We start from the raw sequence: 26583 nt of genomic DNA on the forward strand, positions 1-26583 counted from the left end.
GCTGGGAACCAAGCGCAAGGATAACCGTTGCAAGAGGCACCTTAGTTAGCCTCTGCAGACCACGCAGTTATTGAACGCTAATGACATGGCGCGACATTTCCTTATAAGATCGCGCCTTCCCCATTTCGTCGCACCGTGCGGCCCCCCAGCCGCTGGTCCCGCCTGTTTTTCTGGTAAAACCTGGCTTATCGACCGGCGCAACTGCTGTACAAAAGGTAGTTAATGATGAGCGCAAGGCACTTTCTCTCGCTAATGGACTGCACTCCCCAGGAGTTGCTGGGCCTGATTCGTCGCGGCATCGAGCTGAAAACCCTGCGTAATCGCGGCGTGCTCTTCGAGCCGCTGAAGAATCGCGTGCTCGGGATGATCTTCGAGAAAGCCTCGACCCGCACCCGCCTGTCGTTTGAAGCGGGCATGATCCAGCTCGGCGGCCAAGCGATCTTCCTCTCTCCGCGCGACACTCAACTGGGCCGCGGCGAGCCGATCAGCGACTGCGCCATTGTCATGTCGCGCATGCTCGATGCGGTGATGATCCGTACCTTCGCCCACAGCACCCTGAGCGAATTCGCCGCGCATTCGCGGGTTCCGGTGATCAACGGCCTGTCGGATGACCTGCACCCCTGCCAACTGCTGGCCGACATGCAGACCTTCTTCGAGCAACGCGGCTCGATCCAAGGCAAAACCGTGGCCTGGATCGGCGACGGCAACAATGTGTGCAACAGCTATATCGAGGCGGCACAACAGTTCGACTTCCAGCTACGCGTCGCCTGCCCCGAGGGTTACGAGCCGCATGCCAAGTTCCTCGCCCAAGCCGCAGACCGCGTGACCATCGTCCGCGATCCGCGTGAAGCCGTGGCCGGCGCCCACCTGGTGAGCACCGACGTGTGGACTTCGATGGGCCAGGAAGAGGAAACCGCTAAGCGTCTGGCGCTGTTCAAGCCCTATCAGGTGAACCGCGCCCTACTCGATCAAGCCGCCGCAGACGTGCTGTTTCTGCACTGCCTGCCGGCCCACCGCGGCGAGGAAATCAGTGAAGACCTGCTCGATGACCCACGTTCGGTGGCCTGGGATCAGGCCGAGAACCGCCTGCACGCGCAGAAGGCGCTGCTGGAGTTCCTGGTCGAACCGGCCTACCACCACGCATGAGCCATCCCCTGCTGCTTAGCCTGCGCGACCTGGCCTGTGGTTACCCCGAACACAAAGTCGTGCAAAACCTGCACCTGCACCTGAACGTCGGTGATATCGGCTGCCTGCTCGGGCCCTCCGGTTGCGGCAAGACCACCACGCTGCGCGCCATCGCCGGTTTCGAGCCGGTGCTGGAAGGCGAGATTCAGCTGGCCGATCAAGTCATCTCGCGCGCCGGTTTCACCCTGGCGCCGGAGAAGCGCCGGATCGGCATGGTGTTCCAGGACTATGCACTGTTCCCGCACCTGAACGTGGCCGAGAACGTCGCCTTCGGCATCCGCAAACACCCCGAGCGCGAGCGGGTGACCGCCGAGCTGCTGGAGCTGGTCAAGCTGTCCGCACTGAGCAAGCGCTACCCCCATGAGCTCTCTGGCGGCCAGCAACAGCGGGTGGCCCTGGCCCGTGCACTGGCCCCGGAACCGCAACTGCTGCTGCTCGATGAGCCCTTCTCCAACCTGGATGGCGAGCTGCGCCGACGCCTCAGTCATGAGGTGCGCGACATCCTCAAGGCACGTGGCACCAGCGCGATCCTGGTCACCCATGATCAGGAAGAAGCCTTCGCCGTCAGCGATCACGTCGGGGTCTTCCATGAGGGCCGGCTGCAGCAGTGGGACACGCCCTACAACCTCTACCACGAACCCCTGACACCCTTTGTCGCGAGCTTTATCGGCCAGGGCTATTTCATTCGGGGTCAGCTGCTCAGTCACGACTCGGTGCAGACCGAATTAGGGGTGATCCGCGGCAACCGCGCCTACACCTGGCCGCCCGGCAGCGCAGTGGATGTGCTGCTACGGCCAGACGATATTGTCTACGCCCCGGACAGCGAGCAAAAAGCCTTGATCGTCGGTAAGACCTTCCTCGGCGCCGCCACCCTGTACCGCCTGCAACTTCCCACCGGCAGCCAACTGGAGTCGATCTTCCCCAGCCACGCCGATCACCAGCCGGGCGAGCAGGTCGGTATTCGCGTCGCCGCCGATCACCTGGTGGTATTCCCGGCCCCGGGCAGTGTGGCCGCACAGGTCGCGTTGCCGGATTCCGGCGTGCGCCGTTACAGCACCACCACCTGAGCGCGGCCGCTTAAGCCAGCCAGAGCCGTCCGCTGGCGACCAACACCGAATGCCCGGCGATCCTCACCCGCTCGCCCTCCAGCCGACAGAGCAGCTCGCCGCCGCGCGCCGAGCACTGGTAAGCCGACAGCTCCTGCTTACCCAGGCGCTGCGCCCAATAGGGGATCAGGCTGCAATGCGCCGCACCGGTCACCGGGTCTTCGTCGATGCCGATGGCCGGGGCGAAGAAGCGCGAGACGAAATCGTGCCGCTCGCCCACCGCGGTGATGATCACACCCAGCCAGGGCAGTTTGGCCAGGGCCGCGAAGTCCGGCTTACAGGCCCGTACCGCCTGTTCCGAGTCGAGCAGCACCAGCAGCTTGTCGGTGCCCAGCACCTCCAGCGCCTCAACACCCAGTGCCTTAGCCAGCTCCTGGGGCTCGCCCAGCGGCTGTGGCACCTGCGCCGGAAAATCCAGCACCAGCCGAACGCCTTCCCGGGTGACGCGCAATTCGCCGGACTTGCAGATGAACTCGATGCGCTCGCCGGGCTCCTTGTACAACTCGAACAGCGCGTGGGCGGCGGCCAGGGTGGCGTGACCACAAAGCGGCACCTCGACCGTTGGCGTGAACCAGCGGATATGCCAGGCGGCGCCTTCTCGAACCAGAAAGGCGGTCTCCGCCAGGTTGTGCTCGGCGGCGATCCGCTGCATCAGCTCGTCGGCGAGCCAGGCGTCGAGGCGATAGACCATCGCCGGGTTGCCGCCGAAGGGACGTTCGCTGAAAGCATCGATCTGATGGAATTCGAGGTGCATGGTCCCGCTCCCTGCCTGGAAAAAGATCACCTCAGCATGCCTCGCCGAGCGGCGGTGCGCCCAATACAGTCGACATCTTTTCCAGCGCTACAGCTGCCTGAGCGGGCCATGCCCGCGAAACGGGCACCGTAAAAGCTTCGCGGGCATGGCCCGCTCCTGCAGAAAGAATGATCTGCCATCGCCTGCCGCGGCCTGCACTGTCTCAAGGCAGGCCGAGCACTCACGGTGCATCAGGGCCCGCCAAGGACTCCCGAAACCCGTCACTATTCCTTAACAAATCAGCAACTTAGCAAAACTGGCATGGCGCCTGCTATGGCAGCCCCCGGTCAGCACAACGGCGTGTCTGCCACAACCGACAACGACGTCACGGTAGCCCCCTCCTTCGGAGCCTTGGGCACTGTGGCGTTTTTTTTTCGATTTTGGCCCATTAGGAAAGATACCCATGCGCTCGATAAGACTCTCCCTGTTGTCCCTGGCCATCGCCAGCCCCGCCCTGGCCCAGGCCGCCACCGAGGAAGATTTCAGCAACCTGTTCACCCAGGGCAAACCCATCTTCGACGCCCGCTACCGCTACGAGCACGTCGATCAGGACAACGCCCTCAAGCATGCCAACGCCCAGACCCTGCGCACCCGGGTCGGCTTCCAGAGCGGCAAGTGGTACGGCCTGTCCGCCCTGGTCGAAGCCGACAACGTCAGCCGCATCGGCGACGCCAGCTACAACAGCACGCGCAATGGCCAGAGCGACTACTCGGTGGTCGCCGACCCGGATGGCAGCGAAGTCAACCAGGCCCTGCTGCGCTATGACCACAAGTACGGCAACGCCGTGGCCGGCCGTCAACGCATCAACCTCGACAACCAGCGCTTCGTCGGCGGCGTGGCCTGGCGGCAGAACGAGCAGACCTACGACGGCGTGCTCGGCCAGCTCAAGCCGATCACCGGCATGACTCTGACCTACAGCTATATCGACAACATCAACAGCATCTTCGGCCCGGACAACGGCCGGTACGACAACAAGACCAACCCGGCCAATATCGAAGGTCACAGCCACCTGTTCAATGCCCAGTACGTGCTCCTGCGTGATTTTCGCGGCGCTCCGCAACTGACCCTGACCGGCTACAGCTACCTGCTCGGCCTGGACAACATCGCTGTGAGCGGAGCCGCCGCGCTGGGCAGCCTGTCCAGCCGCACCAACGGCCTGCGCGCCAACGGTGCCATCGGCGCCTTCAGCGTCGTCGCCGAGTATGCCCAGCAGGAGGACTATGCCGACAACCCGCAGGAACTGGACAGCGACTACTACCTGGCCGAGCTGGGCTACACGCTCAAGGGCGCCGCGCTCAAGGGCGTCGCGCTGAAGGCCGGCTATGAAGTGCTCGGCGGCGACGAGGGGCCAGGCAACCGCGCCTTCCAGACCCCGCTGGCGACCAAGCATATCTTCCAGGGCTGGGCCGACGTGTTCCTCACCACCCCGGCCGACGGTGTCGAGGATGCCTACGTCGGCTTTACCGCGCCCCTGCTCGGCGGCAGCCTGCAGGCCTGGTACCACGACTTCGACGCCGAGCAGGGCAGCGCCAGCTACGGCGACGAGATCGACCTCTCATACGGCCACCCCATCCCGGGCGTGCCGGGCCTGGTCGGCCTGGTCAAATACGCCAGCTACGATGCCGACGAATTCTCCGTGGATACCGACAAGTTCTGGGCGCAACTGCAATACACCTACTGATGACCCACGCCCCGGCCTGCCGGGGCTTGCCGTTGAATCTGCGCGGCGGCCACAGCGCCGCCGCGCCCCTCAGGAGAGACTCCTATGCTCAAGCGCCTCCTACTGCTGATCGGCCTGAGCCTGCTCAGCCTGCCGAGCTGGGCCGTGCTCAGCGATGCCGAAGCCATGAACCTGTCCGGCATGCAGCGCATGCTCAGCCAACGCATCGCCAAGAATTACCTGATGATAGGTGCGCAGGTCCGCACCGAGGTGGCCATCCAGCAGCTCGACCAGAGCGTGGCCAAGTTCGAGAGCAACTACCAAGCGCTCAGCCAATACGCGCCCACCGACGAGATTCGCAACGCCCTGAACGACGCCGGGCGGACCTGGAACAGCTACCGCGAACTGGCGCTGTCACTCCCGGACAAACAACAGGCGCCACAACTGCTGGAGCAGAGCGACCGCCTGCTGGCCCAGAGCGAGAAAGTGGTGCAACTGATCGAGAAACACACCGGCAGCCAGGGCGCGCGCCTGGTCAACCGCAGCGGCCGCCAGCGCATGCTCAGCCAGCGCATCGCCAAGCTCTATCTGGCCATGAGCTGGCACTTGCCGGTCAACCAGTTGGATGCGGAATTCCAGCGCGCGGTGGAGGAGTTCGATGTGGCGCTGAAGGAGCTGCAGAGCGCCGAGCAGAACACCCCGGCGATCAGCAAGGCCCTGCAACAGGTGGATGCGCAGTGGCGCTTCTCCCGCGCCGGCTTTCGCCTCTCGGCGGACGCTCGCTACGTGCCGACGGTGATCAGCACCACCACCGAGACCCTGCTGTCGCAGATGAACGAGCTGACCAAGGCTTATGAGGGGGTGATGCAGGCGGGCTCTTAACCCACAGTGCCTCTTGATGCGCCCGCAGGGTGCGATATGAGCCGCACCATTGCCGATGCGGTTGGGAACGGACCACGGTATCTCGATCGGTAGGCTGGCGCTCTACCCAGCCTACCCAGCACGTCGTGCCTAAACCACTTCAGCCTTCGCTGCGCACCCGCTGCACGGCATCCAGCCAGCCGGCGTAGAGCTTGCGGCGGTGCTCCTCAGCCATTCGCGGGGTAAAGCGCTGTTGCCGATGCCAGTGCCTGGCGATGGCCTCCAGGTCGGGATAGAGACCGGCCTGCAGTCCAGCCAAGTACGCCACACCCAGCGCGGTGGTCTCGGTCACTTCCGGGCGCTCCACCGGCACGCCGAGGATGTCGGCGAGAAACTGCATGACCCAGTTGTTCTCCACCATGCCGCCATCGACCCGCAACGCGCTGGGCGCGGCGGCACCGTCCTGACGCATGGCTTCGAGCAGGTCGCGGGTTTGATAACAAACCGACTGCAGGCCGGCGGTGACGATTTCCTTGATCCCGGTATCGCGGGTCAGGCCGAAGATCGCCCCCCGCGCCTTCGGGTCCCAGTACGGCGCACCGAGCCCGGTGAAGGCCGGCACCAAGTAGACGCCGCAGGCATCGCCGGTCTGCTCGGCCAGGGCTTCGGTGTCGCGCGCATGGCTGATCAGCTTGATCCCATCGCGCAGCCATTGCACCGCCGCGCCGGCGACGAAGATGCTGCCCTCCACCGCGTAGGTGACCTTGCCGTGCAGGCGATAGCCGACGGTGGTGAGCAGACGGTGCTGCGAGGTGACGGGCTGCTCGCCGGTGTTCTGGATCATGAAGCAGCCGGTGCCGTAGGTGCTTTTCACCATACCCGGCTGGAAACAGGCCTGGCCGATCAGCGCGGCCTGTTGGTCGCCGGCCATCCCCAGCACCGGGATGCTGGCGCCGAGCAGGCTCGCCTCGGTGTTGCCGAAGTCCGCCGCGCAATCCAGCACCTCCGGCAGCAGGCTGGCCGGGATCTCGAACAGTTCGAGCAGCTCGGCGTCCCACTGCTGCGAGTGGATATTGAACAACAAGGTGCGCGAGGCGTTGGTCGCATCGGTTTTGTGCGACTTACCGCCGGTCAGGCGCCACAGCAGGAAGCTGTCGACGGTGCCGAAGCGCAACTCGCCCCGCTCGGCGCGCTCGCGGGCGCCCGGCACCTGTTCGAGAATCCAACGCAACTTGGTGGCGGAGAAATAGGGGTCGATCAGCAGCCCGGTCTTGGCCGCCACCGTCGCCTCATGGCCTGCCGCCTTGAGCTCGGCACAGTAATCGGCGGTACGGCGATCTTGCCAGACGATGGCCGGATGGATCGGCGTACCGCTGACGGCATCCCAGACCAGGGTGGTTTCCCGTTGGTTGGTGATGCCGATGGCGGCGATTTCAGCGGCGTTCAGCCCACTCTGCTGCAACGCCTCGCGGCAGACCTTGAGGGTGGTCAGCCAAAGGTCTTCGCCGTCATGCTCGACCCAGCCGTCCTTGGGAAAGTACTGCTTGAACTCCTGCTGCGCCCGCGCCACCGGCAAGCCCTGGGCACTGAAGACAATCGCCCGACTGCTGGTAGTGCCTTGGTCGATGGCAAGAAGGTACTGGGGCATCACGGCTTCCTTATTATTTTGACGGCGTAATTGTTGTGATTCCAACCGGCGATTTGCGTTGGTTTAATCGCGACCGATGGCGGCGAACTGAGCGTGGCACTGTTGCGCGAGGACATCCGCAGTCAATTCCACCTCCAGGCCCCGGCGACCGGCGCTGACGTAGAGAGTCGAATGGTGCTTGGCAGATTCATCGATAAAGGTGCGCAGGCGCTTCTTCTGCCCCAACGGACTGATACCGCCGAGCAGATAACCGGTGGCCCGTTGCGCGGCAACCGGATCAGCCATATCGGCCTTTTTCACGCCGGCGGCCTGGGCCAGCGCCTTGAGATCCAGGCTGCCGGCGACCGGCACCACCGCGACCAACAACTCGCCCTTCTCGCTCGCTGCGAGCAGGGTCTTGAACACCCGAGCAGGCTCCAGACCGAGCTTCTCCGCCGCCTCCAGCCCATAGGAAGCGGCCTTGGGATCATGGCTATAACTGTGGACCCGGTGCTCGGCACGGGCCTTTTTCAACAGGTCGATGGCAGGGGTCATGTTCGAATGTGAAAATAATCTGACAAAGTTCGCGTACCTTAGCCGAAAAACGCCGCGCCGACAGCCTATAATGCCGAGCAAAATAAGGAAGCCTACATGAACTTGGCGCCCCGACAGCAAAGCATTCTCGACCTGGCCCGTGAGCGTGGCTACGTCAGTATCGACGAACTGGCGCAAGCCTTTGCCGTGACTCCGCAAACCATCCGCCGCGACATCAATCAACTGGCCGAACAAGGCCTACTGCGGCGTACCCACGGTGGCGCCGCGAGCGAGGCCTCCAGCACGCAGAACACCGCCTACGCCATGCGCGCCGGGCTGATGCGCGAGGAAAAGCAGCGCATCGCCGAAGCCATCGCCGCACAGATTCCCGACCACGCCTCGCTGTTCATCAGCATCGGCACCACCACCGAAGCCATCGCCCGCGCCCTGCTCAATCACCGCGGACTGAAGGTGATCACCAACAACCTGCACGTCGCCGCCCAGCTCAGTGACAAAGCCGACTTCGAGGTCTTGGTCGCCGGTGGCACGGTGCGCAGCGATGGCGGCATCGTCGGTCAGGCCGCGGTCGATTTCATCCAGCAGTTCAAGGTCGACTTCGCCCTGATGGGCATCAGCGGCATCGATGAAGACGGCAGCCTGCTGGACTTCGACTATCAGGAAGTACGGGTCTCCCAGGCGATTATCGACAACGCCCGACAGGTCTTCCTCGCCGCCGATTCGAGCAAGTTCGGCCGCAATGCGGTGGTGCGCCTGGGTTCTATCGGCCTGGTCGATCGGGTCTTCACCGACAGTGCGCCCCCCGCCGCGGTGGCCCGGCTGCTGGCGCAGCAGAAGATCCAACTGCACCTGGTTTGACCTCTCACCTCCAGTAAAACCCCACGAACAACCACTCGGCGTGCAAACGAACTTGCGGCTGGCCAATGGCGAAGCATTCGACTACTATTTTCGAAAATGAACATTTAAACGTTCGCTTTCGACTTTAGAGGCTCGCAATGCGCTCAAACCACAACCTCAGCAACTCGCTTGCCGAAGTCTATGACCTCGCGGTAGTGGGGGGCGGCATCAATGGCGCGGGCATCGCCGCGGATGCGGCCGGGCGCGGCCTGTCGGTGTTCCTTTGCGAAAAGGACGATCTCGCCCAACACACCTCGTCCGCCAGCAGCAAACTGATCCATGGCGGCCTGCGCTACCTCGAGCACTACGAGTTCCGCCTGGTACGCGAAGCCTTGGCCGAGCGCGAGGTGCTACTGGCCAAGGCGCCGCATATAGTCCGACCCCTGCGCTTCATCCTCCCCCATCGGCCCCACCTGCGTCCGGCCTGGATGATTCGCGCCGGTCTGTTTCTCTATGACCACCTGGGCAAGCGCGAGCAACTAGCCGGCTCACGTAGCCTGCGTTTCGGCGCCGGCAGCCCGCTGAAAGCCGAGATCAGCCGCGGCTTCGAATACTCCGATTGCGCGGTCGACGATGCCCGCTTGGTGGTGCTCAACGCCATGGCCGCGCGGGAGCATGGCGCCCATGTGCATACCCGCACCCGCTGCGTCAGCGCACGGCGCAGCAAAGGGCTGTGGCATATCCACCTGGAACGCGCCGACGGCAGCCTCTATTCGATTCGCGCCCACGCCCTGGTTAATGCCGCCGGCCCTTGGGTGGCGCGCTTTATTCAGGATGATTTGCAGCAGAAGTCGCCCTATGGCATCCGCCTGATCCAGGGCAGCCATATCATCGTGCCGCGCCTGTTTGACGGCGAGCAGGCGTATATCCTGCAAAACGAGGACCGCCGCATCGTCTTCGCCATTCCCTATCTCGAGCGCTTCACCCTGATCGGCACCACTGACCGCGAATACCGAGGCGATCCGGCCAGGGTCGCGATCAGTGAAGAAGAAACCACTTACCTGCTGCAGGTGGTCAATGCCCACTTCAAGCACCAGCTCGGCCGTGCCGACATCCTGCACAGCTTCGCCGGAGTGCGGCCGCTGTGCGATGACGAGTCGGATGATCCTTCGGCCGTGACCCGTGACTACACCCTGGCGTTGTCGGCTTATCCAGGCGAGGCACCGCTGCTGTCCGTCTTCGGCGGCAAGCTGACCACCTACCGCAAACTCGCCGAGTCGGCCCTGGCGCAACTCGCGCCGTACTTCAAGAACCTGCAACCGAGCTGGACCGCCAGCGCCCCGCTACCCGGTGGCGAACAGCTGGAAAGCCTGAGTGCGCTGATCGACGCGCTGTGCGAATGCTTCGGCTGGCTGCCCATCAGCCTGGCGCGACGCTGGGCCAGCACCTACGGCAGCCGCGTCTGGAACCTGCTCGACGGCGTAAACGACCTCGGCGATCTCGGCGAACACCTGGGCGGCGGACTCTATGCCCGTGAAGTGGACTACCTGTGCCGCGAGGAGTGGGCCATGGAAGCCGCCGATATTCTCTGGCGGCGAACCAAGCTGGGCTTGTTCATGACCCCGGGGCAGCAGGCGCGACTGGTGGCCTATCTGAAAAGCAAACAACGGAACACACCCCCAGGCCATGCGGCCTGAATAACGAAAGCGGCGAGATATAACAAAAGTCATGGACACAACGCTTGCGTGATAGCGTTAAGCCATTAGGATACGCACCTGGCAGGGAGCCAATGCACCCATTTCTCGGGATTGTCTGAAGCTCCTTATGCCCCTTCCAAAGGCCGACTAAAGGAGTAGACCGTGGCCCGTCCGTGTTTCCGCAAGACCTTGCTCGCCCTGGCGATTACCGCCTCCCAACCGCTGTTGGCCGACACCGTCAATCTGACCGGGTCGCAGGCCACGCTCTACTCCAGCAATTACTCGGCCCCCCTTACTATTACTGGCCTAGCTTCTGGCGAGGGGTATGCAATTGATCTGAACTCAATCCCTTTCTCTTTCTTTTCAGACATCACCAACCAAGCCAATCTGAACGCCTCCGGCGAAGAGGCGAAAACCCTAGCCCTGAGTGGCTCCGGCATCCTTAGTCCTTTCTCGGGGATGGAGATAGTGAGAGGCAATCTGACCAACGAAGGACAGATCAATGCGAACGGCGGGAGCGCTAGCGGAATTTTTCTCGGCAACGCGGCAATCCTCCTGTCCGGCGACCTGAATAATTCAGGGAGTATCGCCAGCACCGGAACCAACGCCGCAGGTATACGGCTCATTGATCGAGGCGGCATTCTTTTTGGGGGCCTGAACAACGCAGGGAACATTAGCGCCAGCGGAACCAGAGCGGCCGGGATCAGCCTCTCCTCAACCGCCCTTATTTCAGAAAACCTGAACAATAACGGGACTATTCAGGCCTATGGCTTGGGTGCCAAGGGGATTACGCTGTCTGAAGCAATAGTCTCAGGGGATTTGCAGAACAGTGGCAGCATCGAAGTCAGCGGCGAGTCCAGCACCGCCATCTCGCTTGAGAGTGGCAGCTCAGTCGAGGCAATTGGCAATCTGACAAGCGGTCGGATCAGCACAAGCGGTGATTACAGCCGTGGTGTCTCAATTGCGCAGGGCAGTCTGCAAGCCACCCCCACATCGCTGACCAACCGCGGACTGATCCAGACCAGTGGCCGTGAAAGCGCCGGCGTCTTTATCGACCATCCAAAAAACCTGTCCATCCTGATCAATGAAGGCGAAATCTCCGCACTGGGCGAGGGTAGCCGAGCCATTATGCTAGGCAACGGCTACCCTGGAGACCCGTCAGCTACTCAAGGGCTGCATCTAATCAACGTCGGCACACTTCACGCAGAGGGAATAGCTATCGAAGTGGCCAACAACCCCGCGAACTATGACGGATTCTACCCCTGGGCCGGCATCGATATGTGGGAAGGCCTGATTGAAGGCGGGCAGGCTGCGATTAAAGGCGCCGGAAATGTTGTACTGAACTTCGATGGAGGTGAAATCCGCGGCGATCTGCTCGGGCTTCAGGCCATGTACGCCTCTGGCGAGGCCCTGTTTAATGGCCACCTGATTGATAGCCCAACTCTTTGGGTGACATCACTCGAACTAGGTCAACCTCACACTCGTCTTGAAGGTGACCTGAAATTAGGCCGCAGCAACCTTGACCTCAACCTGCATACACAAACCGATCCCCGCCGCGCCATTCTGGAGGTCAGCGGTAATGCTCTGTTCGGTTACTATGGCCAGAGTGAAATTCGCCTGAAGCCCGCCTCGGAAGACTTCCGTGGCTTACCTCTTCGCGAGTATGTGCTGGTTTCCGCGGTACAGATCGACGATCAAGCCGCGCCTTATGGCTATGGCCTGCAAGTCACCAGCCTCTCCGACCTGCTCCAGATACAGAGCTACAAGATCACCGAGACCCAAATCACTGCGGTGGTGAGAGGTATGTCCACCGCCCAAGTCGGCGACTATCTGAGCGAACATGGCGCTCAGTCTCATCTGCTGCCCGCCTTTACAGCCTTCTACGGCACTACCCTGGGCAATCTGAGCAACGAGGATCCGCTGTTCGAGGCCACTGTCGGCAGCAACGACGAGGAGCTGGTACGCCTGGCCGAGCAACTCGCCCCCGAGGTGGACGGCGCCGCCGGCCAGACCGCCGTCAGCAACCAGAACCTGCTCGGCAACGTTCTGCAAGGGCGCAGCGCCAGCCTGCGCCAGGGCCTGTCCTCCGGCGATGGCCTGAGCGAGACCGGCGCCTGGGTGCAGGTGCTGAACAACGACGCGGATCAGGGCGAGCGCAGCGGCATTCCCGGCTATGACGCCGACAGCCAGGGCATCGCCGTCGGCGCCGACGGCAAGCTGAATGCGCAGACTACCCTCGGCCTGGCCTACAGCTACCTGACCAGCGACGTTCGCAGCCAAACGGGCAACAAGACCGATATCGAAGGCCATGCACTGACCCTCTATAGCGGCTTCGAGCAAGGTGCCTGGTTCGTCGACGCCGGCCTGACCTATGGCCAGAGCGATAATCAGAGCAAGCGCTATATCGCCGGCACCCGTGCCAAGGGCGATTACGACAGCGACCTCTGGGGCTTCAACCTGCTCGGCGGCTATGGCTTCGACCTGGGCCAAGGCCTGTTGCTGGAGCCACGCGTAGCGGCGCGTTACAGCAAGGTGCTGATCGACGGCTTCCGCGAGAAGGGCTCGGCGGCCGCGCTGGCCGTCGGCGAACAGCGTTTCGAGGTGGGTGAGTTGGGTGCCGGCGTGCGCCTGGCCGGCGACTTCGCCGCCGGCCAAGGCAGCCTGGAGCCGGAAGCCAAGCTGATGGCCTATCACGACTTCATCGCCGATCGGGTCAGCAGCACCAGCGCCTTCGTGGTCGGCGGCGTGCCCTTCGTCACCAGCGGCGCCAAGCCGGCGCGCGACAGTTACGAAGCCAGCCTGGGGCTGACCTACCACCTCGGCGCGGTCAGCCTCGGCGTCAGCTACGACTACCTGACCAAGGCGGACTTCTCCGCCGACACCGTGCAGGCCAGGGTCCGCTACGATTTTTGATCTGACCTGCCCGTACCCAGGCCCGCATATGCGGGCCTGGTTGTTCCTGCTGGGCACTATCGGTGCGGGCCTCGGGGGTTGCACCAGTCCTGGCGCCACCTTGGAGCGGCTGGCGCAGGCGCATGCCCACCAACTGGTTAGCCTGGAAACCCGGCCATTCCAGCTGCGGGCGGCACTGCCAGCGACCTCATCCACTTCGGCAAAGCCGCTGCGGGTCTACCTGGAGGGTGACGGCCGGGCCTGGATCACGCCCACCCAACCCAGCCTGGACCCGACACCGCGCGATCCGCTGCTGGCGCGACTGGCCATGGAAGATCCGCAGCCCAGCATCTACCTGGCACGCCCCTGCCAGTACCTGAACTCGCCCGCTTGCGCGCCACGCTATTGGACCGATGCACGTTTCTCCAAGGAAGTGCTCGGCAGCCTGGAGCAAGCCCTGGATCAACTCAAACAGCGCTATGGCAACCGTCACTTCGAGCTTATCGGTTACTCGGGCGGTGGCGCCCTGGCCTTGCTGCTGGCCGCACGCCGGAATGACATCGCCCAGGTGCAAACGCTGGCCGGCAATCTGAGCCCACGACGCTGGGCGGAACGGCTCGAACTGACGCCGTTGCAAGACTCGCTGGAACCACTGGACTTTGCCGAACGCCTGAGGGAATTGCCGCAGCGCCATTTGACCGGAGCCGAGGATCGGGTCGTACCGGCCAGCCTGCTGGACGAATACGCCGCGCGGCTAGACTCGGCCGACTGCCTGGAGCTACACCGGCTTGCCGGCGTTAGCCACCATGCCGGCTGGCTTGAGCGCTGGCCGCAATGGCGCGACCGGCCTATTGCATGTAAGACAGCGCCGGCGCAGGCAGCCGAGCGAATTGGGGCCCACCGAGCTGGTGCGCCTTGAGATGCGGCAACACCGCCGCCAACAGCGGCTCCTTGAAGGCCTCCTGAAAACGATGGGCCAGCCCGGGGATCAGCTTGAGCTCGGCGCCCTTGATATGCGCGGCCACATGCACGCCATGCATCACCGGCAACAACGGGTCGGCGGTGCCGTGGACCACCAGGGTCGGCAGCCGCAGGCGGTTGAGCAGGTCGACCCGGCTGGGTTCGGCGAGGATGGCCAGCAGTTGGCGCTGCACGCCCTCGGGATTGAAGGCGCGGTCGTAGGCGCGGGCGGCCTGGCGCAGCAGTTTGCCGCGGTCGTCGCTGACCTTAGGGCTGCCGAGGGCGGCGAGCAGGTCGGCCTGCTGCTCGAGGGCGACCGCCCGACTGGGGGCCTCGCGCCGGGCCAGCAGTTCCAGCAGCGCCTGGCTCGGCGCCGGTAGGCCTTGGGCGCCGGAGCTGGTCATGATCAGGGTCAGACTTTGCACCCGTTGCGGGGCGAGATCGGCCAGATGCTGGGCGATCATGCCGCCCATGCTGACACCCAGCACATGGAAGTTCTGCACGTGCAGCCTGTCCATCAACCCCAAGGCGTCGCCGGCCATATCGCGCAGCTGGTAAGGCGCCGACACCGCCAGGCCAAGCCGGTGGCGCAACACCTCATAGCTCAGGTTGACCGCCGGCGGCGTGCCGCGCCAGGCGGACAGGCCGACATCGCGGTTATCGAAACGGATCACCCGGAAGCCCTGCTCGCACAGCCGCGCGACCACCGCATTGGGCCAGTGGATCAGTTGGCCGCCGAGGCCCATGACCATCAGCAAGGCCGGATCGGCAGCGCGACCGATGCTCTGGTAGGCCAGACGCACCTCGCCCACCTCGACGATTTCGGTCGGTACCCGCGGATCGCAGGTCGATGCCGCCAAGGACGGCACGCCGCACACCAGTGCAGCCAGGAAAAGTAGCGCACGCATAAGAAACACCAAAACGCAGAACCCCAGTAGGACGCGAGTTTGGTGATATCCATGCGAGCGCGCTGCCACAGAACCATGACAATTTGATGAAGATTGCCGAGCGGTCGCTTATTTTGTGACTCGGCTCGGCAAGCCTGCGCTTGCCAGCACCCGCTACGCCGCCTGCGCCTTGCGCCCGCGCAGCTGCCGCGCCGCCGCGACCATATTGGCCAGCGCCGCCTCGGTCTCCGGCCAGCCACGGGTCTTCAGGCCGCAGTCCGGGTTGACCCACAGCCGCTCGGCGGGGATGTGTTCGGCGGCCTTTTCCAGCAGCGCGACCATCTCGGCCCTGTCCGGCACCTGCGGCGAGTGAATGTCATACACGCCCGGGCCGATGTCGTTCGGATAGTCGAAGGCCTCGAAGGCTTGCAGCAACTGCATAGCCGAACGCGAGGTCTCGAGGGTGATGACGTCGGCATCCAGCGCCGCGATCGACTCGATCACGTCGTTGAACTCGCTGTAGCACATGTGGGTGTGGATCTGCGTTTCGTCGCGCACGCCGCAGGCAGCAAGGCGGAAGGCTTCCACCGCCCAGTCGAGATAGTGCTGCCACTGCCCCTGGCGTAACGGCAGCCCTTCACGAAAGGCCGCTTCGTCGATCTGCACGATCTTGATCCCGGCCGCTTCCAGGTCGAGCACTTCGTCGCGGATGGCCAGCGCCAGCTGGCGGGCCTGCACCTCACGCGACAGATCTTCACGGGCGAAGGACCACATCAGCATGGTCACCGGGCCGGTCAGCATGCCCTTCAGCACCTTGTCGGTGAGGCCCTGCGCATAGCGAATCCACTCCACAGTCATCGGTTGCGGGCGGCTCAGGTCGCCGAAGATCACCGCCGGTTTGACGCAACGCGAACCGTAGCTCTGTACCCAGCCGAAGCGGGTGAACATGTAACCGTCAAGCTGCTCGGCAAAGTACTCGACCATGTCATTGCGCTCCGCCTCGCCGTGTACCAGCACGTCCAGGCCCAGGCGCTCCTGCACCTCGATCGCATGGCGGATCTCGCCGTGCATGGCCTCGGTGTATTCGCCGGCCGACAGCTTGCCGCGCTTGAACGCCTGGCGCGCCAGGCGGATCGCCGCGGTCTGCGGGAAGGAGCCGATGGTGGTGGTCGGGAACCTCGGCAGGTTAAGGCGTGCGCGCTGCACCTCGATGCGCTCGCCGAAGGGCGAAAGCCGCTGGCTGTCCGCCGCACTGATCGCCGCCAACCGGGCCTGCACGTCGGCCTTGTGGATGCGCGGGGATTGCGCCCGGCTCGCCTGCAGCGCGCGGCTCTCGGCCAGAGCCGCTTGCACCGCGGGATCTTCCGGCGCGCTGAGCGCCTTCGCCAATAGGGCGATCTCGCCACACTTCTGCACGGCGAAGGCCAGCCAACTGCTCAGCTCGGCATCCAGCTGATCTTCTCGGCTCAGATCCACCGGGCTGTGCAGCAGCGAGCAGGAACCGGCCACCCAGAGGTTGGCACCGAAGCGCAGTTGCGCCTCCTGCAGGTGCGCCAAGGCTTTCTCCAGATCGCAGCGCCAGACGTTACGGCCGTTGACCACGCCCAGCGACAACACCTTGTAGGTCGGCAGGCGATCGAGCACGGCGCCAAGCTGTTCCGGCGCGCGGACCAGGTCGACATGCAGGCCCTGCACCGGCAACCCTACGGCCAGCCCGAGGTTGTCTTCCAGGCCGCCGAAATAGGTGGCGATCAACTTCTTCAGCGGCGAGTACTGCAACAGGTGGTAGGCGCGCTCGAAGGCGTTTTTCCAGTCTTGCGGCAGGTCCAGCGCGAGGATCGGCTCGTCGAGCTGCACCCACTCCACGCCCTGCGCGGCGAGGCGGCCGAGGATTTCGCCGTAGAGCGGCAGCAGGCGTTCGAGCAAATCCAGCTTGTCGAAGCTGTCACCCTTGGCCTTGCCCAGCCACAGGTAAGTCAGCGGGCCGATCAACACCGGTTTGACGCTATGGCCCAGTGCATGCGCCTCCTCGACCTCTTCGAACAGCTGCTCCCAGCTCAGCTTGAATTGCTGATCCTGGCTGAACTCGGGGACCAGGTAGTGGTAGTTGCTGTCGAACCACTTGGTTAGCTCTTGTGCGAGAAGGGGCTGCGCATGGGCGCCGCCGCAGCAGGCTTGGCGGCTCGTGTTGCCAACAGCGCCACGCGCCAGGGCGAACAGGGTCTCCAGGGTCGGCAGCCCGGCCGGCGGGCGAAACCGCTCGGGGATCACGCCGAAGCACAGCGAGTGCGTGAGCACCTGGTCGTACCAGGCGAAATCGCCCACCGGCAGCAGCTCGATGCCGGCGTCTCGCTGTACCTGCCAATGGCTGGCGCGCAACTCGCGGCCGACCGCACGCAAGCCGGCTTCGTCGAGATCGCCTTGCCAATAGGCTTCCAGCGCCTTCTTCAGTTCACGGTCGCGACCGATACGGGGAAAACCAAGGTTGTGGGCCAGGGCCATGACAAAACACCTCCATGCAAATGATGGGAACTATTGTCGACAGGCGAGGCACCATGAGACAAACTCAACATATTCGCGTTGATCGATAGATTCACTCATGATTGGCCCGCGCCTACAAAGAGCTCGACGCATATCCACATCACCATGAGGCACGCCGCATGCTGGAATTTCGCCACCTCAAGACCCTGCACGCCTTGCGTGAGGCCGATAGCCTGGTGGATGCCGCCGAGCGCCTGCACCTGACCCAATCCGCCCTCTCCCACCAGTTCAAGGAACTGGAAGAGCGCCTGGGCATGCCGCTGTTCGTGCGCAAGACCAAGCCGCTGCGCTTCTCCAGCGCCGGCTTGCGCCTGCTGCAATTGGCCGACTCGCTCTTACCGCAACTGCGCGCCGCCGAGCGCGACATGGCGCGGCTGGCTGGCGGCACCGCCGGGCGCTTGCACATGGCGATCGAATGCCACAGCTGCTTCCAGTGGCTGATGCCGACCATCGACCAGTTCCGCGACGCCTGGCCGGAAGTCGAGCTGGACCTGGCCTCGGGTTTCTCCTTCGCCCCGCTGCCGGCCCTGGCCCGCGGCGATCTGGATCTGGTGGTGACCTCGGACCCGCTCGAGCTGGCCGGCATCACCTATGTGCCGCTGTTCACCTACGAGGCCATGCTCGCGGTAGCCAACCAGCACGGCCTGGCGAACAAGCCCTACATAGTGCCGGGCGACCTGGCCAAGGAAACCCTGATCACCTATCCGGTGGAACGCGACCGCCTGGATATCTTCACCCGCTTTCTGGAACCGGCCGATATCGAACCGGCGCAAGTGCGCACCTCGGAGCTGACGGTGATGATGATGCAGCTGGTGGCCAGCGGGCGTGGCGTCTGTGGCCTGCCGAACTGGGCGCTGCATGAGTACAGCTCGCGGGGCTACGTGACGGCCAAACGCCTCGGCGACAAAGGCCTGTTTGCCACGCTGTACGCCGGCATCCGCAGCGACATGCTGGATGCGCCCTTCATGCGCGACTTCCTGCTCACCGCCAAGGACACCTCCTTCGCCACGCTGGAAGGCGTCAGTGCCGCCCGCGGCTGAATGGTTTAACGAGTGGGTTCAATAGCTAGCGCCGCCGCTGGTAATAGCCAAGCAGCTCAGCCTGGGCCAGGACATGGCCGCTCATCGCCCGCTCCAACGCCGCCTTGCTGGGGTGGTGAAGGTCGGCGAGCAGCCTGTCCAGCGCATACAATTTATGGAAGTAGCGGTGGCTGCCGATCGGTGGGCACGGGCCGCCGTAACCGGTTCGCTGCCAATCGTTGAGCCCCTGCAGGGTTCCGGGCGGCAGGTCCTGGTCCGCAACCCCCTCGGGCAGGCTACCGGCGCCGGGCGGCAGGTTATACAGCAGCCAGTGGACCCAGGTCATTTTCGGCGCAGCGGGATCGGGAGCATCCGGGTCGTCGACAATCAGCACCAGGCTCTGGGTGCCCGCGGGCGGTGCCGTCCAGCTTAGGGGCGGAGACAGGTCCCGGCCGTCGCAGCTGTGCACAGCGGGGATAGTCGCGTTTTGGGCGAAAACTGAAGAGCTTAACGTCATGGCCATGGTGGTTGTCTCCTGGCTGCCGGAGTGATTCACGCGTCTTCGCGCTTCGCGTAGCGAGCGAGTGCGCCGCGTTTGAGCGGCTAGCTGCGCCTCTTGTTGCTTAGCAACGAATGCGCCCCCCTGCAAGCCGGTTTAATGACTCCAGCACCTTGTCCTGCTGGCCTAGCGCACTATTACTTACAACTGCAGCGCGGCAAAGGGTTCCATCCGGCGCCGCACGCTCCCAGGCTCGGTCGTGCCGCTGGGCGTTCTAGTTCGGTTAAAAACCATCGCCGGCACAGCCTCGATAAGGCCGCACACTGATGCTGAAGATCCACGGCTTATGCAAAAGCTATCCGACGCCCCAGGGGCCGCTGGCGGTGCTGCGGGGCATCGACCTCGAGCTGGAGCAGGGCAGCAGTCTGGCGCTGATGGGCGAATCCGGCAGTGGCAAAAGCACCCTGCTGCACCTGGTGGCCGGACTCGATCGCTTCGATGCCGGCAGCATCCGGGTTGCCGGGCGCTCGCTGGCGGCGCTCGATGAAAGCCAGTTGGCGGCGTGGCGGCGCACGGGGATCGGCCTGATCTTCCAGCAGTTCAACCTGATTTCCAGCCTGCGGGTCGAGGACAATCTGGCCTTCCAGGCGCGTCTGGCGGGCCGTTATGACCCGCACTGGCAGGCGCAGCTGATCCAGCGGCTGGGCCTTGGCGAGCTGCTCGAGCGCTATCCCGAGCAACTCTCCTGCGGACAGCAGCAACGGGTGGCGCTGGGGCGTGCGTTGGCCGCTAGACCGCCGCTGTTGCTGGCCGACGAACCCACCGGCAGCCTGGATGAGGCGACCAGTGACGAGGTGCTGGAGCTGCTGCTGCAGCTGCTCGCCGACAGCCCGACCAGCCTCCTGATGGTGACCCATAACCCACGCATGGCGGCGCGCCTGGAGCGGCGCCTGACCTTGCAGGGCGGCCGCCTGCTGGATCGGGGCGAGGCCTGAGATGCGGATCTTTTACTGGACGCTGAGTGGCCTGTTTAGCCATTGGCGCCGGCATCCGGTGCAGTTCTTCAGCGTGCTGACCGGTTTGTGGCTGGCCACCGGCCTGTGGACGGGCGTGCAGGCGCTGAACAGCCAGGCCCGGGAAAGCTATGCACGGGCCAGCCAACTGCTGGCCGGCGATGACCAATACGCGCTGAGTGCCCACAACGGCGGGTTATTTCCGCAGCGGTACTTCATCGAGCTGCGGCGTGCCGGCTGGCCGGTATCGCCACTCCTGCAGGGCCGCTTGCGTCTGCAGGGGCAGGCCGAGCAACGCCTGCAACTGGTCGGTATCGAACCCCTGACCTTGCCAACCGGCACTTCGCTGGCCGGGCAAGCTGTCGACAGCCTGGATCTGGCAACCTTTCTCGGCCAGCCCGGGCGCACCTGGATTGCGCCCGACACCCTCGAGGCCCTCGACCTCGAAGCCGGGGCGCGGCCGCTGAGTGAATCCGGGCAAGCCCTGCCGCCGCTGGAGCTGCGGGCACAGTTGGCGCCCGGCGTGCTGCTGGTGGATATCGGTGTTGCCCAACGACTGCTCGCTGCACCGCAGCAGCTCTCCCGGCTCTTAGTGGCCGGCGATTTCGCCCGGGACAAGCCGAGCCTGCCGCCTCAGTTGGCCGAACAGCTGGTACTGAACCGCCGCAGCGAAGCGGTTGAGCTGGCCCGGCTCACCGACAGCTTCCATCTCAATCTCACGGCCCTCGGTTTGCTGGCCTTTGTCGTCGGGCTGTTTATCGTGCACGCCTCCATCGGCCTGGCCCTGGAGCAGCGCCGCGCGCTGTTGCGCACCCTGCGGGCCTGTGGAGTGAGCGCCCGGACCCTGCTCGGCGCCCTGGCCCTGGAACTCTGCGGCCTGGCCTTGCTCGGCGGCTTGGCTGGCGTGGTCAGCGGTTACTGGCTGGCCAGCCTGCTCTTGCCGGATGTCGTGGCCAGCTTGCGTGGCCTGTATGGTGCCGAGGTCGCCGGGCAGCTCAGCCTCAGCCCGCTGTGGTGGCTCAGCGGGCTGGCCATCAGCCTGCTCGGCGCCCTGCTCGCCGGTGCCGGCAGCCTGCTCAGGGCCGCGCGCTTGCCGCTGCTGGCATTGGCCCAGCCCGAGGCGTGGCAGCAGGCCCAGGCGCTCTGGTTACGCCGCCAAGCCCTGCTGGCCGGAGCGCTCGGTTTGCTGGCGCTGGTCGCGCTGCTTGGCGGCAACAGCCTGATCGCAGGCTTTGTCCTGCTCGCCGCTTTGCTGCTGGCCGCGGCCCTGGGTTTGCCGCTGTGCCTGAGCCTGCTGCTGGAGGGCCTGCTACCCCACTGCCGCTCGCCGCTGGCGCAGTGGTTTATCGCCGACAGCCGGCAGCAGCTGCCGGAGCTGGCGCTGGCGCTGATGGCCCTGCTGCTGGCGCTGGCGGCGAATATCGGCGTCGGCAGCATGACCGAGGGCTTTCGCAAGACCTTCGGCGGCTGGCTCGATCAGCGTCTGGCCGCCGAGCTTTACCTCAACCCGCGAGACCCTCAGCAAGCACTGGCCATAGGCGCCTGGTTGACCCGCCAGCCACAGGTCCGCGCGGTACTGCCGAGCTGGCGGGTCGAGCTGCAGCTGCAGGGCTGGCCGGCGCAGCTCACCGGCATACTCGATCACCCGGCTTACCGTGCCCACTGGCCACTGCTGAGCGCCAGCCCGGATGCCTGGGAGCAACTGGCCCGGCAAGAGGCGCTGATGCTCAGCGAGCAGTTGGCGCGACGCTTGAACCTGCACCTGGGCGAGCGCCTGAGCCTGCCCACCGCCAAAGGCGAATGGACGCTGCTGGTCGCCGGCATCTATGCCGATTACGGCAATCCTAAGGGTCATCTGCTGGTCAATGCCGCGGGCTTGCAGCGCCACTGGCCGGGGCTGAGCCCGAGCAGCTACAGCCTGCATCTGCCAGCCGCCGGGGTCCCCGAGCTGATGCAGGCCCTGCAGAAGGCATTTGCCCTGGATAGCAGTCGGATCATCGATCAGAGCGAACTCAAGGCCTGGTCGACCCGCGTGTTCGAACGCACCTTTGCCGCCACCGCCGCGCTCAACAGTCTGACCCTGGGGGTTGCCGGCGTGGCGCTGTTCATCAGCCTGTTGACCCTCGGCCAGTCTCGCCTGAGCCAACTGGCGCCGCTCTGGGCGCTGGGGGTCAGTCGAGCGCAGCTGGCCTGGCTCAGCCTCGGCCAGACCCTGCTGCTGGCCCTGCTCACGCTGCTGCTGGCGATTCCGCTGGGCCTGTTGCTGACCTGGTGCCTGGTCGCGGTGATCAACGTGCAGGCGTTTGGCTGGCGCCTGCCGCTGCATGTGTTTCCCTGGCAGCTCTTGCAGCTATTGGCCATGGCGTTACTGGCCACGCTCCTGGCCGCAGCCTGGCCGCTGTGGAAGCTCGGCCGGACCACCCCGGCCGAGCTGCTGAGGACCTTCGCCGATGAACGCTAGCCTGCGCCTGGCGCTCCTCGCGGGCGTGCTGCTCGGCGCCTGCGATGCCGAGCCGCCCCCTGTCGCGGGTTTTGCCGGGCTCGGCAGCGCAGCCGCGAGCTTTGCCCGCGTCAGCCCAGGCAGGGCTTTCAGCTTCCCGGTGGACCACGGCGCGCATCCGGACTACCGCATCGAATGGTGGTACGTGACGGCCAATCTGGAGGATGAGCAGGGCCGCGCCTGGGGCGTGCAATGGACCCTGTTCCGCAGTGCCTTGCAGCCCGGCTCCACGAATGAGGGCTGGAGCAACCAGAACCTGTGGATGGGCCATGCCGGGCTGACCGGCCCTTACGGCCATCACTCCACAGAAACCTTCGCCCGCGGCGGCATCGGCCAGGCCGGCGTCATGAGTTCGCCTTTCAAGGCCTGGATCGACGATTGGCACTTCAGCAGCCAGAAACCGGCAAACGCAGAGCTGGGCGAGCTGGACCTGCACGCCCGGGGCCGCGCCTTCGGTTATCGCCTGCGCCTGGTCAGCAGCCTGCCGCCGGTCCTGCAGGGCGAGCTGGGCTTCAGCCAGAAGTCCGGACAGGGGCAGGCGTCCTACTACTACAGCCAGCCGTTCTTCCAGGCTCGGGGTGCCATCCAGCTGGAGGGCAAGACCTATCAGGTCAAGGGCCAGGCCTGGCTGGATCGCGAATGGAGCAGCCAGCCCCTGGCGCCCGACCAGCAAGGCTGGGACTGGTTCTCGCTGCATCTGAGTACGGGCGAAAAGCTCATGCTGTTCCAGCTGCGCCATGCCGACGGCGCCCACTACCGCGCCGGCACCTGGATCAGCGCCACCGGCCAGACCCGCGTGCTGGGCAATCGGGACATCGTCATGACCCCCTTGCAGCACAGCCGGGTCGCGGGTCGCCGGCTGCCGACCCGCTGGTCGCTGCGCATCGCCAGCCAGGGTTTCGACATCACCAGCACGGCGCTGCAGGAAAATGCCTGGATGGCTACCCGCTTCCCTTACTGGGAGGGGCCCATCCGTTTCAGCGGCAGCCATCAGGGGGTGGGCTATCTGGAGATGACGGGGTACTGAGGCGTCTGTGCATGGGTTTGCCCGGCCGGGCCGGGCAACTGCTGGCTTGTGCCGCTACTGAAGTTGCATCCTCAAAGCCGAAAGGCGGCATTTCAGACGCCTTACCCTGCCCGGCGGATCAGGGGCGATGCTCGATTCGATAACTGCTTATGCAGGACCTGGCATGGTCGATTATCAACTGACGGTTAACGACCCGATATAGGTAGTCCGTTCCGCTTTCCGTGATACTCGGTAGGGCATGAATGGATGTCTCCCGGATGTTTTTTAGAGCCTGTTCACGATCTCGCGAGCTAAGGTCAGGCAAGGCCGCGCCCGCTCCATGCGGGCTAGCGGCATTCACCACATCCCTGTGGATCGCGAAATCGGGCGAGAAAGCGCAGTTTACACGTAGTAAATGAGCATTTTGAGCCCGATTTCAACGCGGCATGGCCGACGCGCAGCAGATCATGAACAGGTTCTTAGACAAAGGCTGCTCGACAAGTCTCAGCCGCGCCGACGGAACAGCGGACGCGGCTCCAGAACCGAACGACCATATTGCACGCTGATACCGGCCAGCCCCTTAAGCGCATCCTCGACCGATTTGTCCTCGCGCACGGCGAACGCATCAAAGCCGCACTGGCGCATATGGCTCAACTGGTCACGCAGCACGTCACCCACCGCCCGCAACTCGCCACGCCAGCCGAGACGGGTACGCAACAAGTAGGCCTGGCTATAACCGCGGCCGTCGCGAAAACTGGGAAAGTCGACGGCGATCAGCGGCAATACACCCAGCCAGGGCTTCAACCGCTCCACCTCATCGTCAGGCGACAGCAACAGCCCATCCAGACTGAAGCGCTCGCCACACAATACCGCTTCATCCTGACGGGCCTCCCAGCGTTCCAGTGACAGAATCAAGAGGCCTGTCGGCAGCTCACCTTCAGCCTCGCGCACCAAATTCCAACTGTCTTCACCGACGACCTGCGCCTGACCTTCGATCAGCTTGATCAGATTGTTCATGCCGACACTTCCACAGTCTTGCGGTAGACGCGCTCCTTGAAGGGCTCCAGGCCGATGCGCTGGAAGGTGTCGACGAAGGTTTCTTCGGTTTCCCTGTAGTCGGTAAAGGTCTCAACGATGCGCTCGATCACATCCGGCACTTCATCAGCGCCAAAGGAAGGGCCCATCACCTTGCCCAGCGCGCTGTAGTTACCCTGGGCGCCGCCGAGGGTAATCTGGTACCACTCGCTGCCGTTCTTATCGACACCGAGGATGCCGATGTTACCGATATGGTGGTGACCACAGGCATTCATGCAGCCGGAGATGTTCAGGCTGATTTCACCGATGTCGTGCAGGTAGTCGAGGTCCTCGAAGCGCTGCTGGATCGCCTGCGCGATCGGGATCGATTTGGCGTTGGCCAGCGAGCAATAGTCGCCACCGGGGCAGGCGATGATGTCGGTCAGCAAGCCGATGTTCGGCGTCGCCAGTCCGGCTTCAGAGGCCAGCTGCCACAGCGCATACAGGTCGGCCTTGCGCACGTCGGGGAGCACCAGGTTCTGCTCATGGGCGATGCGGATTTCGCCGAAACCGAAGCTGTCGGCCCAGTCCGCCACCGCGTCCATCTGCGTTGAGGTGACGTCACCTGGCGGCGCGGTAATACCCGGTTTGGTCGACAGCACCACCGAGGCGTAGCCCGAGACCTTGTGCGCATAGACGTTGCGATCGACCCAGCGGGTGAAGTCCGGGTGCTGGGACAGGCGGGTGCCGAACTCCAGGTCAGTGTCAGCCAGGCTTTCATAGGCCGGTGGGACGAAGCCCGCCGCGACCCGCTCGAACTCATCGAGGGTCAGCTCGGCCGGGCCGTCCTTGATTTGCTGCCACTCTTCTTCCACCTCACGGGCGAAGGCCTCGATGCCCAGTGCCTTGACCAGGATCTTGATCCGCGCCTTGTACTTGTTGTCACGCCGGCCGTGGCGGTTGTAGACCCGCAAAACGGCCTCCACATAAGACAATAGGTGCTGCCACGGCAGGCCGTCGCGGATCTGCAGACCGAGAATCGGCGTACGCCCCAGACCACCTCCGACCAGCACACGGAGCATCATCCGGCCCTGCTCATCGCGATACAGGTACAGGCCGATGTCGTGCATCTGCACTGCTGCACGATCCTGCAACGCCGAACACAGGGCGATCTTGAACTTACGCGGCAGAAAGAGGAACTCCGGGTTGACCGTCGACCACTGGCGAAGGATCTCGGCCAGCGGGCGCGGGTCGAGCAGCTCGTCGGCCGCGACCCCGGCGAAGGCCTCGGTGGTGATATTGCGCACGCAGTTGCCGGAGGTCTGGATCGCGTGCATTTCCACGTCGGCCAGTTTCTCGAGGATGTCCGGCACCTGCTCCAGTTCGATCCAGTTGAACTGGATGTTCTGCCGGGTGGTGAAGTGGCCGTAGTCGCGGTCGTACTGCCGGGCGATCTGTGCCAGGCAGCGCAGCTGGTTCGAGCCCAGGGTGCCGTAGGGGATCGCCACCCGCAGCATGTAGGCATGTTTCTGCAGGTACAGGCCGTTCTGCAGGCGCAGCGGCAGGAACTCCTCTTCGCTCAGTTCCCCGCTGATCCGGCGTTCGACCTGGTCGCGAAACTGCGCCACCCGCTCATGGACCAGCGCCCGGTCGTAATCGTCGTAGTGATACATAGTCGGCACCTCACAGAGCAGACCGCCGCGGACGGAAAACTGCGTATGGATATACACAGGAGCGGCAGTCTCAGGCCCGTCACTATGGAGTTTCAGCACGGCACGAAACAGCCGCAGATAATCCTGAAAAAACCGTATCAGAAGGCTTTTTCAACGCCGTTGCCGAGCGCGATAAACGCAGTGGACGTAGGTCTTTAGAACCTGTGAAAGTCCCTCTCGGCAAAGCATCTGATATGGTTTTTTATCAAATACCTGAGACTG

General features: G+C 64.2%; 20 protein-coding genes. 12 read left to right on the plus strand and 8 right to left on the minus strand.

All coding sequences use genetic code 11. The annotated features are described in order from the left end of the window. The first annotated feature begins 225 nt into the window (after nucleotides 1–225). Nucleotides 226–1146, plus strand: coding sequence for an ornithine carbamoyltransferase (gene argF / locus FFS13_RS09365; protein ID WP_137818831.1), 921 nt, complete (start codon nucleotides 226–228; stop codon nucleotides 1144–1146). Further along, nucleotides 1143–2252 carry an ABC transporter ATP-binding protein gene (locus tag FFS13_RS09370; RefSeq protein WP_137818832.1) on the plus strand — a complete coding sequence of 370 codons (1110 nt, stop codon included), beginning with the start codon at nucleotides 1143–1145 and terminating at the stop codon, nucleotides 2250–2252. The genes argF and FFS13_RS09370 overlap by 4 nt, the downstream gene beginning before the upstream one ends. 10 nt (nucleotides 2253–2262) lie before the next feature. On the opposite strand, the gene FFS13_RS09375 is transcribed toward FFS13_RS09370, so the two are convergent. Next, on the minus strand, nucleotides 2263–3045 hold the full coding sequence (locus FFS13_RS09375; RefSeq protein ID WP_137818833.1) for a PhzF family phenazine biosynthesis protein: 783 nt from the start codon (nucleotides 3043–3045) through the stop codon (nucleotides 2263–2265). 442 nt (nucleotides 3046–3487) lie between these two features. Here FFS13_RS09375 and FFS13_RS09380 point away from each other — a divergent pair, with 442 nt between their 5' ends. Continuing rightward, the gene (locus tag FFS13_RS09380; protein WP_137818834.1) at nucleotides 3488–4765 is read left to right on the plus strand and encodes a hypothetical protein; all 1278 of its coding nucleotides are present in this window, start codon (nucleotides 3488–3490) and stop codon (nucleotides 4763–4765) included. Nucleotides 4766–4849: 84 nt separating this feature from the next. Beyond that, nucleotides 4850–5626 carry a type IV pili methyl-accepting chemotaxis transducer N-terminal domain-containing protein gene (locus tag FFS13_RS09385; protein ID WP_137818835.1) on the plus strand — a complete coding sequence of 259 codons (777 nt, stop codon included), beginning with the start codon at nucleotides 4850–4852 and terminating at the stop codon, nucleotides 5624–5626. Between the two features lie 139 nt (nucleotides 5627–5765). On the opposite strand, the gene glpK is transcribed toward FFS13_RS09385, so the two are convergent. Both glpK and ybaK read right to left on the minus strand, forming a co-directional pair. Continuing rightward, nucleotides 5766–7253, minus strand: a complete 1488-nt coding sequence (gene glpK / locus FFS13_RS09390) for a glycerol kinase GlpK (protein WP_137818836.1) — start codon at nucleotides 7251–7253, stop codon at nucleotides 5766–5768. A gap of 63 nt (nucleotides 7254–7316) precedes the next feature. After that, complete coding sequence (ybaK, locus tag FFS13_RS09395; protein WP_137818837.1) at nucleotides 7317–7787, minus strand: Cys-tRNA(Pro) deacylase; 471 nt, start codon at nucleotides 7785–7787, stop codon at nucleotides 7317–7319. 96 nt (nucleotides 7788–7883) lie between these two features. Here ybaK and FFS13_RS09400 point away from each other — a divergent pair, with 96 nt between their 5' ends. The 4 genes from FFS13_RS09400 to FFS13_RS09415 all read left to right on the plus strand — a co-directional run bounded on the left by FFS13_RS09400 (nucleotide 7884) and on the right by FFS13_RS09415 (nucleotide 14129). Further along, nucleotides 7884–8642, plus strand: a complete 759-nt coding sequence (locus tag FFS13_RS09400; RefSeq protein WP_137818838.1) for a DeoR/GlpR family transcriptional regulator — start codon at nucleotides 7884–7886, stop codon at nucleotides 8640–8642. 137 nt (nucleotides 8643–8779) lie between these two features. Then, complete coding sequence (gene glpD, locus FFS13_RS09405) at nucleotides 8780–10318, plus strand: glycerol-3-phosphate dehydrogenase (RefSeq protein WP_137818839.1); 1539 nt, start codon at nucleotides 8780–8782, stop codon at nucleotides 10316–10318. An 819-nt stretch (nucleotides 10319–11137) separates the two neighbouring features. Further along, nucleotides 11138–13231, plus strand: coding sequence for an autotransporter outer membrane beta-barrel domain-containing protein (locus FFS13_RS09410; RefSeq protein WP_218568608.1), 2094 nt, complete (start codon nucleotides 11138–11140; stop codon nucleotides 13229–13231). 28 nt (nucleotides 13232–13259) lie between these two features. Next, entirely contained in the window at nucleotides 13260–14129 is an 870-nt protein-coding gene (locus FFS13_RS09415; protein ID WP_137818841.1) for an alpha/beta hydrolase, read from the plus strand. Here FFS13_RS09415 and FFS13_RS09420 read toward each other — a convergent pair. Both FFS13_RS09420 and metE read right to left on the minus strand, forming a co-directional pair. Next, nucleotides 14059–15078 carry an alpha/beta fold hydrolase gene (locus FFS13_RS09420; RefSeq protein WP_137818842.1) on the minus strand — a complete coding sequence of 340 codons (1020 nt, stop codon included), beginning with the start codon at nucleotides 15076–15078 and terminating at the stop codon, nucleotides 14059–14061. The genes FFS13_RS09415 and FFS13_RS09420 overlap by 71 nt on opposite strands. Before the next feature lie 153 nt (nucleotides 15079–15231). Continuing rightward, a complete protein-coding gene (gene metE, locus FFS13_RS09425; protein ID WP_137818843.1) occupies nucleotides 15232–17559 on the minus strand; it encodes a 5-methyltetrahydropteroyltriglutamate--homocysteine S-methyltransferase in 2328 nt (775 codons plus the stop codon). A gap of 158 nt (nucleotides 17560–17717) precedes the next feature. On the opposite strand from metE, the gene metR reads away from it, so the two are divergent. Then, on the plus strand, nucleotides 17718–18638 hold the full coding sequence (gene metR, locus FFS13_RS09430) for a transcriptional regulator MetR (RefSeq protein ID WP_137818844.1): 921 nt from the start codon (nucleotides 17718–17720) through the stop codon (nucleotides 18636–18638). Nucleotides 18639–18663: 25 nt separating this feature from the next. On the opposite strand, the gene FFS13_RS09435 is transcribed toward metR, so the two are convergent. Beyond that, nucleotides 18664–19140: a YbhB/YbcL family Raf kinase inhibitor-like protein gene (locus tag FFS13_RS09435; RefSeq protein ID WP_137818845.1), complete on the minus strand. Its 477-nt coding sequence runs from the start codon at nucleotides 19138–19140 to the stop codon at nucleotides 18664–18666. A gap of 302 nt (nucleotides 19141–19442) precedes the next feature. Between FFS13_RS09435 and FFS13_RS09440 the strand changes: the two genes are divergently transcribed. The 3 genes from FFS13_RS09440 to FFS13_RS09450 are packed head-to-tail and all read left to right on the plus strand — an operon-like array spanning nucleotide 19443 to nucleotide 23656. After that, complete coding sequence (locus FFS13_RS09440) at nucleotides 19443–20111, plus strand: ABC transporter ATP-binding protein (protein WP_137818846.1); 669 nt, start codon at nucleotides 19443–19445, stop codon at nucleotides 20109–20111. Nucleotide 20112: 1 nt separating this feature from the next. Then, nucleotides 20113–22590, plus strand: coding sequence for an FtsX-like permease family protein (locus FFS13_RS09445; RefSeq protein WP_137818847.1), 2478 nt, complete (start codon nucleotides 20113–20115; stop codon nucleotides 22588–22590). Continuing rightward, nucleotides 22580–23656 carry a lipocalin-like domain-containing protein gene (locus FFS13_RS09450; protein WP_137818848.1) on the plus strand — a complete coding sequence of 359 codons (1077 nt, stop codon included), beginning with the start codon at nucleotides 22580–22582 and terminating at the stop codon, nucleotides 23654–23656. The genes FFS13_RS09445 and FFS13_RS09450 overlap by 11 nt, the downstream gene beginning before the upstream one ends. A 483-nt stretch (nucleotides 23657–24139) precedes the next feature. On the opposite strand, the gene FFS13_RS09455 is transcribed toward FFS13_RS09450, so the two are convergent. After that, nucleotides 24140–24652: a DUF934 domain-containing protein gene (locus tag FFS13_RS09455; protein ID WP_137818849.1), complete on the minus strand. Its 513-nt coding sequence runs from the start codon at nucleotides 24650–24652 to the stop codon at nucleotides 24140–24142. Continuing rightward, a complete protein-coding gene (locus tag FFS13_RS09460; RefSeq protein ID WP_137818850.1) occupies nucleotides 24649–26322 on the minus strand; it encodes a nitrite/sulfite reductase in 1674 nt (557 codons plus the stop codon). The genes FFS13_RS09455 and FFS13_RS09460 overlap by 4 nt, the downstream gene beginning before the upstream one ends. Between the last annotated feature and the right edge of the window lie 261 nt (nucleotides 26323–26583).

This window comes from Pseudomonas sp. 2FG, from assembly GCF_005502935.1.
Lineage (GTDB): Bacteria > Pseudomonadota > Gammaproteobacteria > Pseudomonadales > Pseudomonadaceae > Aquipseudomonas.